General features: G+C 51.1%; 8 protein-coding genes and 1 tRNA gene. 2 read left to right on the top strand and 7 right to left on the bottom strand.

What is annotated here, in order from left to right:
* Window positions 1–164: 164 nt before the first annotated feature.
* The 6 genes from Enr10x_RS22175 to Enr10x_RS22200 form a co-directional block, all read right to left on the bottom strand.
* Complete coding sequence (locus tag Enr10x_RS22175; RefSeq protein ID WP_145451415.1) at window positions 165–1,562, bottom strand: sulfatase family protein; 1,398 nt, start codon at window positions 1,560–1,562, stop codon at window positions 165–167.
* A gap of 90 nt (window positions 1,563–1,652) precedes the next feature.
* Window positions 1,653–4,574, bottom strand: coding sequence for a tripartite tricarboxylate transporter substrate-binding protein (locus Enr10x_RS22180; protein ID WP_145451416.1), 2,922 nt, complete (start codon window positions 4,572–4,574; stop codon window positions 1,653–1,655).
* Between the two features lie 342 nt (window positions 4,575–4,916).
* Window positions 4,917–5,765 carry a hypothetical protein gene (locus tag Enr10x_RS22185; RefSeq protein WP_145451417.1) on the bottom strand — a complete coding sequence of 283 codons (849 nt, stop codon included), beginning with the start codon at window positions 5,763–5,765 and terminating at the stop codon, window positions 4,917–4,919.
* Between the two features lie 561 nt (window positions 5,766–6,326).
* Window positions 6,327–6,399 (bottom strand) — tRNA-Asn (locus Enr10x_RS22190).
* 158 nt (window positions 6,400–6,557) lie between these two features.
* On the bottom strand, window positions 6,558–7,001 hold the full coding sequence (locus Enr10x_RS22195) for an ATP-binding protein (protein ID WP_232093091.1): 444 nt from the start codon (window positions 6,999–7,001) through the stop codon (window positions 6,558–6,560).
* Between the two features lie 197 nt (window positions 7,002–7,198).
* Window positions 7,199–7,555, bottom strand: a complete 357-nt coding sequence (locus tag Enr10x_RS22200) for an STAS domain-containing protein (protein ID WP_002647021.1) — start codon at window positions 7,553–7,555, stop codon at window positions 7,199–7,201.
* Window positions 7,556–8,310: 755 nt separating this feature from the next.
* Here Enr10x_RS22200 and Enr10x_RS22205 point away from each other — a divergent pair.
* A complete protein-coding gene (locus tag Enr10x_RS22205; RefSeq protein WP_145451419.1) occupies window positions 8,311–9,549 on the top strand; it encodes a hypothetical protein in 1,239 nt (412 codons plus the stop codon).
* On the opposite strand, the gene Enr10x_RS22210 is transcribed toward Enr10x_RS22205, so the two are convergent.
* The gene (locus Enr10x_RS22210; protein ID WP_145451420.1) at window positions 9,511–10,338 is read right to left on the bottom strand and encodes a dimethylarginine dimethylaminohydrolase family protein; all 828 of its coding nucleotides are present in this window, start codon (window positions 10,336–10,338) and stop codon (window positions 9,511–9,513) included. The two genes, Enr10x_RS22205 and Enr10x_RS22210, sit on opposite strands and share 39 nt — an antisense overlap.
* A 210-nt stretch (window positions 10,339–10,548) precedes the next feature.
* Here Enr10x_RS22210 and Enr10x_RS22215 point away from each other — a divergent pair, with 210 nt between their 5' ends.
* Window positions 10,549–12,363, top strand: a complete 1,815-nt coding sequence (locus Enr10x_RS22215) for a M3 family oligoendopeptidase (RefSeq protein ID WP_145451421.1) — start codon at window positions 10,549–10,551, stop codon at window positions 12,361–12,363.
* The last annotated feature ends 310 nt before the right edge of the window (window positions 12,364–12,673 follow it).

Genomic DNA, 12,673 nt, shown 5'->3' on the forward strand with positions numbered 1-12,673 from the left:
GAAACAGATCAACCTCAAGACAGTACAAAAATACAGATTCCAATCTATCGGGGTGCAACTCGCCAATCAAGATGGAAGTGGTGCACAACGCTCAAAATGCAACAGGAGAGAGATTGTTCAGGAATTCAGGTTCTTGATCAATATGCAGCTTCGCCAGAGCTGTCTCACATCGGGGCGATTCGTCTGGAGCCCACATCGGTTGTTAAGACGACATGGCTATTGAAGCTCGCTAAGATCAACCGCTGTCTGGCTGCCTGATGTGCCGGGTCGTCCCACAAATTGTTGTGTTCCCAGGGATCCGTCTGCAAATCGTAAAGTTCGCCCAGAGACTTGTCGTGATAGAGAGATAATTTATACCGGTCGTTGCGATACATGGTCGCAAAACTGCCATCCCCGCCCGTGAAAAACGGATCGAGTGCGTCAAAGTATTCACAGCGGACACTGTCGCGAATGTGTGCGCCGGTTTGTTCGCCTGTGAGTACCGGGAGCAGGCTCTGCCCCTGATGATAGTCGGGGATCGGAACACCCGTTAAATCGAGTAAGGTGGCAGAAAGATCAAGCAATTCCACAAGTCCGGTGGCACGCTGGTTGGCCACAAAGTGTCCGGGCCAGGAGAAAATCAACGGTACCCGGACCAACCCTTCATAAAATCGACATCCCTTTTGTACCAGCCCATGATCTCCCAATGTCTCACCATGGTCTGAAGTGAAAATGATGACCGTATTGTCTCGCTGTCCTGTTGATTCCAATACGCTCAGGATCCGCGCAAACTGATCGTCAATCTGAGCAATCATGGCATAATAAAGTGCCTGAACTTTTTTCAGCTCACTGATTTCCGTAGACATCGTGACAGGCTGAAAATCAACCCGGGAAAGCAGTTCCTGGGTCGCCTGATCAGACTCTTCAAAATGGGGACCGGGCATCGCGGCAGGGTCGAACATGCTCGCATATTTTTCAGGTGGAATAAACGGGGGATGCGGGTCATAGATATTGATGTTCAGCAACCAGGGCTGTTGATGATCCTGTTCGATAAATTCGATCGCCCGATCAGAGGCCCACTTTGTCTGATGATATTCGGGGTCAACACGCTCTTCGCTGTTTCGCATGTCATCAAGGCTTTTACCTTGAGCACGTACCCAGTCGGCATAATCGTGTGTTCCTGCAGGCCAATCATCACGCGGCGCATGGCTGTGCTGCCAGAGTGTGAACCCGTCATCCAGCCGAGGTTCCACGCGATGGCCGGCACTCACTAAATGAAATTTTCCTATCAACCCGCACAGGTAACCACTGTCTGCGATTAACTTGCTGATCAGCGGTGGCCAACCAGGAAAGGTGTCGTTGCCATTTCTGGTATTGTGTAAGCGCGAAGGATACAACCCGCTCATAAAACTCGCCCTGCTGGGTGTACAGATTGGGCTTTGGCAATACGCATGGGTAAAGGCTACCCCCTCTGAAACGAGCGAATCAACCACAGGCGTTTTCACAAACGCGTTCCCCAGTGCGCCAATCGTGTCAAACCGTTGCTGGTCGGTGCAATACCATAAAATATTAGGGCGAGTCATGGAATCACCTTCGTGTTTAAGAGACCTTGTGGTTGGAAAAACTCTGCCACCTCTGCGTGAGGTCTATTTTTCTGCGCTGGGCTGGACCAGTCAGGGCAGGACAACAGAAAAGACTGATGTGAATACAATTTCTGTCCCCAGACCAGTCAACAAAGCGAGTTCGATGAGAACTAACATATAATTTGGTTTCCATTTTGCCATAGCTCCTCCCGTGACTGCAATCATTAATGCCGTCGCCAGCCAGTAATTGAGCCAGCCCTGCTCTAACACCAGTACATAACAGCAAAGCAGTACAAAACAACAAACGGCCAGCCAGATGCGCGGCTTGCTGCTTGAGGGACTATTTGATGACGGTGTTTGACTGAGAAATATTCCCTGTACGACGATTAAGCTCATCAGTAAGAGAGTAGCCACGATCATATAGAAAGGGAAATCAGGCAGCTGAACTGTTGAGCCGGAAACCAGTTCGCTAAATTTTTTCTCACTTTGGCTGATGTGCTCATTTAGTTTCTCGCCCCGATAAAACACTGGTGCAATAGACAACGCCCGCAAACTGTTCCGTACAGAATCAGATTGCATCGCCTGTTCCAGTGTATCTGCCAGCAGATCAATTCGCTCTTGCGGAGTGCCTTTGGGGGCCCACCAGTAAAACGAGTTACCCACCACGGCATCGATCTGCTGTTCGCGAGCCGTCGAAACGTCCGGCAGGGAGGATTGTCTCTCTTCAGACAAGACTGCCAAAGCGCGAATCTTTCCGTCCCCCTGATAGGACAGAAATTCTGCCAGCGAAAAAATGGTGGCATCAATATGACGACCAATGAGCATGGTGTATCGCTTTTGCCCGTCTCCCGCCTGCACATAATTAAAATATTCGCCCCCCGATGCCTGTTCTATCTTTTTGGCTGCGAAATGGGCGAGTGCCCCGAAATTGGTTCCAAATTGAAGTTCACCAGGATGTTTCTCAGCATCATGCAACAGCTCAGACAGATTTTTGTACCGGGCATTTTGATGCGTGGCTACTACCAGGTTGATCTCTCCCGTCTGGGCAATCGGTTCAAACGCCTCCGGACCGAAGTTCACTTTGCCGGAGTATTTCGAGGTAATAATCCCTTCATGATTACAGAGTATTTTGTACCCGTCGGCCCGCGCCTGTTTGACATTGCGGCTCCCAATCGTACTACTGCCTCCCGGCTGATTGATGATGACGACAGGTTGTTTCAGCAGCTTGTCCTCGGTGATTGATTTTTGAATGATTCTGGCAAACAGGTCCGTTCCGCCTCCTGCAGAAAACGGCACGACAGCCTGAATGGGGCGTTGTGGAAATTGCGTCCGCCCCTGTTGACTTGTGAAGAAACCAGAATACTGAAAGACGATCATCCCCATAATGGCCAGTACCGCAGTCGTATGCCAGACTGGTAAGCCGTATCGACTCCAGACTGAGTGAGAAGCATGCTCCCCATTCCCATTCCCTGTTTCTGACGAAGGGATGCTGCTCGCCTCTTCAGCAGTATTGTCTTTTAAGGTCTCTTGTTTGCTGTCCCGTTTTTTGCGGAACTGACGCACAAGCGGCACAACCAGCAACAAGGCAGAGATGACGACAAAGAGTAAAGAAATGGGGCGGGTGATGATCGGTAACCAGTTACCCTGCGATGACATCAGCCCGGCGGACAGATTTTCTTCCGCAATCGGACCTAAGACAAAACCAATGACAAAGGGTGCCAAAGGGATGCGGTTTCGCTCTAATATCAGTCCCAGCAGCCCGAAACCGAGCATCACCCAGACATCGAACATACGGTTCGACAACGCAAAGGCCCCGGCAATGCAGAAAGTGAGAATAATGGGCAACAAATAAGGACGCGGAAACCGTACCAGTTTTGCCAGGAAACCGACGGATGCAATCATCACCGCAAACATGACCAGGTTTGCCAGAAAATAGGTTCCCATGATGGTATGTACGAGTTCGGGATGATCGCTGAACAACCGCGGCCCCGGTTGCAAACCATGTAGAACTAATGCGCCGAGCAAAATGGCATCGATCACACTGCCGGGTATGCCCATCGCCACGAGTGGAATTAAAGCGCCTCCGACAGTCGCGTTATTGGCTGCTTCTGAAGCAATAATTCCCTCAGCCGAGCCGGAACCGAATTGTTCCGGAGTCTGGGAACTGTTTTTGGCGGCTGAATAAGCGGCGATCGAGCCGATGTTGGCACCAATGCCGGGAAGAATTCCAATAAATGTTCCAATCAGAGAAGACCGCAACATATTCACCCATTGATTTTTCCAATCTGCGAAAGTCAGCAGCAACCCCCTGTGTGTTGCCGAGACACGCGGAATTTTCTGATCAAGATTCGCGATATCGCGCAGCACCTGATTGATCGCAAATAATCCAATTAACACGGGCAACAACTTGAAACCAGCATTGAGAGGAGTGAAACCGAATGTGAGTCGCACTTCGCCTGTGGCTGCGGATATTCCCGGCATGGCTGCCAAAATCCCCAATGTTCCCGAAAAGAGTGAGCGCGTCAGCGATGCGCCATCAATGGTTGCGATTAATACCAGGGCCATCAATACCAGCGAGAAATATTCAAAAGGTCCCAATTGTGTTGACCAGCGGGCAATCGGAGCAGACAAGGCAACTAAAAACACACAGGAAATGAGACCACCCACCAGGGAAGCATAAATTCCCAGCCCCAGCGCACGACCTGGCTGACCTTTTTGCGACATGGGGTAGCCATCAAGCGTTGTCATCACTGAGGCGGGCGTGCCGGGCATTCGCAAGAGTGTGCCGGTAATCAGGCCGCCGCTGATTGATCCCACATACATACTCACCAGCAATGTCATCGCCAGTTGAGGATCGAGCGTAAACGTCAACGGCAACGTGAGTGCGATCAACATGGCACCGGTTAACCCGGGAATCGCCCCCACGAAAATACCAAGCGATGTTCCCACGATAATCAGCGTCAGGCTGAGAGGCGTAGATAATTGAACAACGGTAGTTTGAAGTGCATCCATATTTTGTACTGGTACAGCTGCCTGCCTGACCCTTTACTCAACGGAGCCCGTTAGATTGTGAACATGCCTGATGTGATTTGAGTCTCCTCATCATATCCAGAATATTCAAGGGGAGAAAGCCTGGCCCTTGAAATTCATTTGAGCAGACTGCCGCGTAGACCGAATCGAAACACAAGTCAATTCTTCACGCTCAGCGTACGCGTGTTAGCTGCTGAGAGCTCGCTCTCAGTTGCCATACAGAGTGTACCTGCTCCGACTCGCGTCGATTCTTTCTCCTGTTTTTGTTTTCAGAGATCAATTGACTGTGGAACTTAACTCACGACAGACTGATTGTGCTCGACGCTATTTGCCCTCTACCCGACCAGGGCGTCCTGGTCCCACTGTCAGTTCATCAATCCACAGGGTCTGGGCGTGTGGCAGCAACCTGGGCCCAAAATACGGCATCAGCAGAAATTGATTGAACTTCATGTTTGGGAAATCGGTGGAGCGCAGTACGACGTCGGTCCGCTCGATCACCAACTTGCCATCGAACCAGGCCCGGACGATGCCGTCCGCGTTCGACTCGTCCGTTTTCAGGTCAAGGCTGTTCAGCTGGAACATAGCTTCGACGCAATGCCATGCATCATCAGTAAAGAGTTCGTCCTGACTGTCAAACATTTGCCCGTTAAATCCCCCCTTGAGAGGTCCCTGTGTAAGGCCGTGAGGTTTGTCCTTATTCTGTATATCCTGGGCCGCCAAACGCAGTTTGCGGTTCCAGGGCTCGATATAGACGGTAAGGTGGCTGGCAGCCGGACCAGCATATTTTTTGTTCTCAGTCGTCATGAAATGCATCAGGTGGGGGTGATAAGGACGGCCAGTCCATCCCCAACCTTTGGACAGTCTGATATAACAGCGCAGATAGACGGTATCGTTCGCTTCGAAAAGTCGGCGGATTCCCGATGAGCTACCGGGCTTTGTAGTGTCGGTCATCCAGCTGTATTCGATGCAGCCTTTACCAGCGAAGGGATGTTTGCCTGAGATGGTAAACCTGTCGCCGTCATACCATTCACGATCCAGCAGCCGTGGATCATCGAAACTCTCGCTGAATAAAACTGGAGGGAGATTCTTCTCCGGATCGGCGGCAATCATTTTAACTTGAACGAACAGCACAATGACGACATACAGGGCTGTCACCAAGAAATATTTTCTCATCGCTACCTCTTGATTTTGATTGTTGAAATCCTGCCGTGCAGTTTACCACAGCATAGCGTTTTTTTCGGTGCCAGTTCTCGCTACCTGGCGAATTCATTGCTGAAAAACCCCTCTACCGAAGCCTCTTCAAAACGACTCTTTTTGTACAACATTCTAAAAGTCATGGAAAGGAGTTCGCGTCGCGATCAGAGAGACGCATTCCGGTCGATGTTGTCTCCCGGGAGAATCAGAATCTGGGGTCGTTTGCTTTCGAATGCTTTACACTCGGATATCACTAACAGAAGCAAAACAAGTCCGTGAAATATGTACAGGAGCATCGAGCGCATACCTGGTCACTCAGGGGAACACAGAAGGGGAAAACGCTACGATCAGTTGAGCGTGATGTGAAACCAATCCACGATTGCTTTTCGATCTGCTTCACTTTTCAAGCTTGAATGCTCATGGATCGCATTCATCGATCGTCAATGGTGGTTTCAGGAGCAAGCTCAGACGAGAGCTTGCAAAGAAAAACCCTCAACCACATTCTAATGAGTGATTGAGGGTTTTAATTTAATCTGAAAGCTCCTCGACAAGGACTCGAACCTTGAACCTAGCGGTTAACAGCCGCTCGCTCTACCGATTGAGCTATCGAGGATTAGTTTTTCGTGGCAAGAACTGTCTCCCAGCCACGTTGTGCGTATAAGATATTGTGAGAAATGTGTGAAGTCAACCGAAGATAAAGTGGAACCGGCGACGTTCTGACAAAATTTCCGGGAAAAATCGGTAGAAGAGTCAAATCGTAACTGTGGGAAGTCACTCGGCTTCGGATTCCGGCTGCTCGGGGGCAACCCCTTTGATCTTCTCCAGGGTGACTTTATTGCCCTGATCGTTATATTCGATCAGATTCATAAAGGCCCCCATCAGCATGATACCACGCCCGCAGGGACGTTCCAGGTTTTCGATCAGGGTTGGATCGGGAACTTCCGTCCGATCAAAGCCTTCCCCCTCATCCTGGATTTCAATGCGGACCCGCTCGTCGCTGATCCAGCATTTGATTTCCACGCTTTTCTCAGGAGACATCCGGTTGCCATGTTTGATGGCATTGACCAGCGCTTCTTCCAGCGCCAACCGCACAGCGAATACATCCCGATCGGGGTATTCACGTACCTCAAGACCCTCAACAATCCGGGCCTGCACAGCCTGCCCTTCTGAGGTATCACTGGGAATCGTTACTTCAAAGTATTCGTCCGATGACATGAGTTTGGCCAGCACACGATTTCTGGTGTTTATCCAGTTACTATTCAGAGATCGCCCAAACAGCCCCAGGTCAAATCGACCTGTGTGAGAATCACTGGTGATTCTCGAATGAACATCTCACAATGTTTTGCTCAAAAAAATATTCAGCCTGAATGGTAACAGCTTACTAAACCAGTACAGCGATTACCAAGCCAACGCTAAAAACCTTCGAGAGCCGCCTCCTGTGTTTCGGCGATGTCAAAAAGTTGATTCAGTCTCGTAATGGCAAAAACTTCATAGATATCGGGACGAATTGAACAGAGCTTCAATTTACCCTTAGCCTTTTTCACCTTTTTATCCAATGTGATCAACTTCCCGAGTGCAGCACTTGAGAGGTATTCCACATTCGAAAAGTCAAGAATGATCTTCTTGCGTCCATCTTCATCAACAAGCCCAAATAACTGGGTTCCGATGATCTGGATATTTCCTTCATCCAGAATTTTCTTGTCAATAAATTTTGCAATGGTGACATCGGAAACTTCTTCGATATCAACACGACGGTGACCAGCTGCCATAATTCCAGCCCACCCTCTTCTAAAAAGACAAAATCCGACGTAGGCACATGTATTCCCTCTGAATACATTATCGTAGATAGGAGTTAACCGACGACTGCCTGGCCCGATCGGAATCGATCAAAATAAACGAATTGAATAAAGTAACAAATTATATCTGTTTCATCTGAAAAAGGAATTATCTAAACAGATATTCCCATTAGACTAACATCAATTTGGCTGAGGAACACAAATCCCCGGTTATGCATGATCATCACGCTTTCTATCCTTGGTGTCAAGCATATTCACAAGATTGTTTAGTGGAATCTCAGGGTCTAAGTACCATATTCAGCAGACTTTGTGTAATCTCACGCTGTCACTCTGGATAATTTCCCTGTGATTTACAGCAAAGCAGTTTGAAATCAGTCTACTTTCCCTCATATCCCCTCGCATTCCGATCCGCTGTGTTAAGGAATTGAAACAGACACCCCGTCCTCTGTTTCAACTTACAAACATTGTACGATCCACATCGTCTGGCCTCCTCTTCTGTTGAGGCCCGTTCGGGCAAACAGATTCCCTGTATCCGTCTCATGCAGACTCTGACAGGCAACTTTAACTGTCATAATCCTGTCAGCTTGGCTGGTTTGCTGTGCTTTCTGCGCAAATCAATTCATACGAGCGCAATCTATCCCGCCGAGGGCGCATTGTTTGCCCTGTTAACTGGTTTTCTCCGCAGATTTGCACCTGCTGATTTCTGACTCTCTCACCAGGAGAAAATCATGATTCGTCGATCCATGTCGCTTTTTAACCTGCTCTTTTTCAGCCTGTTGTGCGCGTCCCCGCTACTGGCCGGTGTCGAAGTCGAACTGAATACGGGTGAATTACGGACAGCCAACTGGATTCAGTGGGGACCTGGCGACACATTGATTCTGGAGAACGGGGATCAACGGCATTCTGTGCTGGAACGCATCTCGCTGTATTCCATCAAACGACTGTCAATCGACGACAGCGACTATGACCAGCAGACGATCTTGCTGGCTGCAGCTCAAAAATCACAAATTCAGCCAGCTCGATTCGTAGCGACGCAACCACCGTTGCCTCCGCTCCCGGACGGCAGTCAAACTCGCTCCCCGGCACCTTCGTACTACGCTCCTTTCGATTCACAGTGCAGCTCCGGTTGCAGTCGTGGCGTGATCCTGGGAGTTCACGAAGATCCGTTGAATGCTTATCAACCATTATTGCAGCAATACTTTCCCAATGGGGTTCCGACTCTGGAACGGGGCCACGTCTTAGGATTGATGCGGGCTGCGACGGCCCAACAGGCACTGGGTTACGCGCCCCTGCCAGGCGGGCTGCCCCCTGCACAAACCCCCCTCCCTGGACCTCCTCCTGCTCCGTTTCCCGGACCAGCTCCCATCTCGGGTCAACTGACTCGAATTTCGGTGGAAGCAGCACCACTCAACACACGTGGGAGAGCAGACTTCAACGCGCTGGCCATTCGCGTGAAGGGCTTTGACCAGGCGGGAAACCCGGCACGACTGACCGGTAAAGTTCAAATCCATCTCTACGGGGAACGTCAGCTGTTACTCCACGCCTGGGATCAACAGTTTGCAGCGAAACCCATTCAGACCATCTCCCTGGCCGAATGGACCCGCAACTGTGCCACCACACCTGGAACACAGACACCGCAGGCGGGTAATCAGTTTGGAGCCGGTCAGCCTTTTGACCAGACCTGGATCGTCAGGCTGCCTCCCCGGACTCCGGAACAGAACCCGAACGTCTATGCCCTGGGTGCGGTCCAGACCACACTCGTTTCACCGGGAAATGGTACATTCACCGCTTCCGTCCCCGCGGTTCCTCTGAAGCACGTCTCAACGGTCCGCGATATTTCTCTGTCGAATACAGGAACACGCTTCTTCCCCACAGAAACGACCTCTGAAGGGATTTATCGCCCCACAAGGATCAACTACAACGCTCCTTCAAGGCCAGACAGCCACACACTCTCCGTCCAGCCGTAAGGTCAGACATTTGGCTGAACCTCCCGCTTTGATGAACTCATCGAGGGGAGTGCTGTGCGGAGTATATCCTCGTTCCAGCAGCGCCTGTTCCAGTTCGGGGCAACCTGTATTCAGGGCGACCGATTTCCCAATCACCACGGCATTACAGGCAAAACGTTGTGCTTCCGCATCCACGACTGGAATCAGATGCGGAATATGTTCCTGAAGTGCCTGCTGGGCATAGCTGTCAAAGGCAGGCGGGTAATAGATCGCCTCCGTCTCGCTTAAAGGACAGAAGCAGGTATCGAGGTGGTAGTAAAACTCATCGATCAGCTGCAGGGGGATGACGCGGCAGTTCATCTCAGCAGCCACCCACTGCATCGCCTTCACGTCACTGCGGATCAGATAGCCGGCAAACAGGGTATCACCACAGAACAGGGCATCCCCCGCCCCCTCGAAAAAATAATCCTCGGGCATCTCGATCGTTTCCAAACCAGCCTGTTGAAACCAGTCCCGATCGACGGCGGTTTCTCCCTGCCGGGCCTCATGACGAAACAGGGACAGAAATACACGATCTTTCCAGATGAGTCCTGCATTGGCGGTAAAGACCAGATCAGGAAGCCCTTTGACAGGCGTCAGCAGTTCAATCCGGGCTCCCAGCTTCTGCAGCAGGGCATATAAAGACTCCCATTGCTGACGCGCGACTTCAAGATCGCTCTGCTGGCTGCGACTCATCCAGGGATTAATTTCATATTCAATCCCATAATAATCAGGGGGACACATCAGGATAGTGGGGCTGTCATATTTCAAGTGAGTCTCTTTCTGTTTTCAGATTGGCCAAAGCATCCTGCAAAAAGCCGCTATTGAATTATAGCACAATCCACCACCCTCTGTTTGAAGAAATCCAACCGTCCCAAGACTGACAGTTCTACTTCCTGTTAATTGACGACTTGAGTGTCCATCCAATACATTCAATGGTCTGACAACACGCCTTTCCTTCATAATCCGGGATTCATCAAGATGACAGATTCTGCCCCCTATCCGCTGACCTGGGAACTGGACTCGCTCTATCCTCACCCTGCGCAACCCGAGTTTGCTGACTGCCTGCAACAGATGAAGGACTCACTGGAAGATCTTGTCCAGCGCGTCGCGCTGCTCGCGGACGCTGCGAATCCGGCACAGGATGCCGCGCAGTGGGGTGATTTTCTGACTGACTACCAGGCTGCGGTCGCCGAACTGTCCGGACTGTTCGCCTTCCTGGAGTGTTATTGTGCCGAAGATGCGCATAACAAGCAGTACCAGGTACTGATGGGACGACTGGCCAGTATTCGTCCCTTAAGAGAAAACATCGAGACCCAGCTGCAGTTAACGCTCCGTGAACTCTCCACTGAAACCATTCAACAGTTCTGTGAGCAGGATGAGCGTCTGCAGGAGATTCAATTCTTCCTGGATGACTGCAAACGGAACGCCACGTTAAGGCTCCCCAAAGAACAGGAGATCCTGGCATCCGAACTGGCTGTCGACGGACTGCACGCCTGGGGCCGGCTCTACGATCGGCTTTCCGGCGATCTGAAAATCCAGCTTATGGAGAAGGGAGAACTGGTAGAACGGTCTCCCGGTCAGGTGCAGTTCGATTCTCCCCAGCGGGCCATTCGGGAGAATAATTTCTACGCATCCAACAAAGCCTGGGAAACCATCGCCGACTCTTGTGCCGATGCCTTGAATCACCTCTCGGGAACACGGCTGACGCTCTACAGCCGCCTGCCGGTTACCGATCACCTGGATGCCCCCTTAATCTACAACCGCATGCAGCGGAGTACGCTGGAGACCATGTGGTCTGTGATTTCCGAACGAAAGCAGAAGCTGGTCCGCTTTCTGGAAAAGAAAGCAGAGCTATTGGGATTATCCCGACTTTGCTGGTATGACCTCAACGCACCTTTACCGCTGGCGGGGGGTGAATCGGCTGAATTGACCTATGACCGTGCGTGTGAGCTGACCGTCAATTCCTTCGCGGAGTTCAGCCCCGATCTGCGAGACTTCGCCGAGCGGGCACTGCGCGAACGCTGGATTGAAGCGGAAAATCGTGCCGGCAAACGACAGGGTGGCTTCTGCACCACTTTTCCGGTACAGAAACAGTCCCGCATTTTCATGACGTTTACCAACTCAGCCGACAGCATGTCGACACTGGCCCACGAACTGGGGCACGCCTATCATTCGTATGTGCTCAAAGACGAGCCGTTTGTCTTAGGCGATTATCCAATGAACCTGGCCGAGACCGCTTCGACGTTTGCTGAAGCGGTGCTGGGCGAACAGCGATTGAAAGCCGCCCGGACCCGCGAAGAAGAACTGCAAATCCTCGATGGGATGCTGGGGGACTCCGTCGCCTTCATGATGAATATCCACACCCGTTTTCTGTTCGAAGACCGGTTTCACCAGGAACGTCAGTCGGGCGAACTCACACCGGAACGGTATTCGGAACTGATGCTTGAAGCACAAAAGGAAGCTTACATGGGTGCCCTGGACGATTCCGGCTGGAATCCCTGCTTCTGGATCTCGAAACTGCATTTCTACATCAGCGAATTGCCGTTCTACAATTTCCCCTACACGTTTGGTTATCTGCTCTCGCTGGGAATTTACGCCCTGGCTGACAGCTTTCAGGATCAGACCGAATTTGCAGATAAATACCGTGAACTCCTGATCGCCACCGGTTGTCAGCTCACTGAAGATGCCGTCGCTGGTACTTTTGGATATGATCTGAGCCAGGGGGAATTCTGGAACAAGAGTATCGATATCATCGATCGCCGCGTGGATCGTTTTCTGGAGCTGGCGGACTGATTTTTTCTGAATTTCGGTCCGGAGACTCCTGTCTGGTCCCTGAAATACAAATTTTGAGGAATCCACGGAAAAAGCAGACTTTCAGTCAACCCGAACTGAAAATGCAGACCGATCCTGCTCTATTCCAGGCGCAGCGTGTCGAAATCCAGAGCTCCCTGCGGTATACTGGTGCGCTCTGCAGAGCATATTTAAAGAAACCCGAACCGGCTGCCCGCTCTGACTGCGCTGCCGGATCTGCCTCTCAACCAGGGCGCTGTTTCAGTACCGGGACAAGTCGAGCGTTTGAGCAGGACTACCGAGAAGTAAAATT

This window comes from Gimesia panareensis, from assembly GCF_007748155.1.
Lineage (GTDB): Bacteria > Planctomycetota > Planctomycetia > Planctomycetales > Planctomycetaceae > Gimesia > Gimesia panareensis.

Coding starts and splice junctions, on each gene's coding strand:
- Enr10x_RS22185 (WP_145451417.1), bottom strand. CDS start 5,765: ATGAGAAAATATTTCTTGGTGACAGCCCTGTATGTCGTCATTGTGCTG.
- Enr10x_RS22180 (WP_145451416.1), bottom strand. CDS start 4,574: ATGGATGCACTTCAAACTACCGTTGTTCAATTATCTACGCCTCTCAGC.
- Enr10x_RS22175 (WP_145451415.1), bottom strand. CDS start 1,562: ATGACTCGCCCTAATATTTTATGGTATTGCACCGACCAGCAACGGTTT.
- Enr10x_RS22215 (WP_145451421.1), top strand. CDS start 10,549: ATGACAGATTCTGCCCCCTATCCGCTGACCTGGGAACTGGACTCGCTC.
- Enr10x_RS22205 (WP_145451419.1), top strand. CDS start 8,311: ATGATTCGTCGATCCATGTCGCTTTTTAACCTGCTCTTTTTCAGCCTG.
- Enr10x_RS22200 (WP_002647021.1), bottom strand. CDS start 7,555: ATGGCAGCTGGTCACCGTCGTGTTGATATCGAAGAAGTTTCCGATGTC.
- Enr10x_RS22195 (WP_232093091.1), bottom strand. CDS start 7,001: ATGTCATCGGACGAATACTTTGAAGTAACGATTCCCAGTGATACCTCA.